This window comes from Alkalihalophilus lindianensis, assembly GCF_032843265.1.
GTDB lineage: Bacteria > Bacillota > Bacilli > Bacillales > Bacillaceae_D > Alkalihalophilus > Alkalihalophilus lindianensis.
Genome location: NZ_JAWJBA010001096.1, coordinates 1 through 233 on the forward strand (window position 1 = coordinate 1; position 233 = coordinate 233).

Annotated in this window: 1 pseudogene; it reads left to right on the plus strand. The window is 36.1% G+C overall.

Going from position 1 to position 233, the window contains the following annotated elements:
* A pseudogene (locus tag RYX56_RS25485) lies at window positions 1–233 on the plus strand (sensor histidine kinase); the annotation flags it as partial.

Genomic DNA, 233 nt, shown 5'->3' on the forward strand with positions numbered 1-233 from the left:
TTCGTACTATAAACTCAAACTCACTCCTAATCATTTGTTCAATTATTAAAGAGGATATAAAGGCAGATGCGGTAGCTATTACAGATACGCAAAATGTACTTGCCTATGTTGGTTTTGGCGAGGAAAGATATGTGATTGGGCAGGAAATTATCAGTGATTTAACAAAAGAGGCCATTCGTAGTGGAAATATTATCATCCGGAATCATGTAGAAGATGAGAAAACACCTCAAATC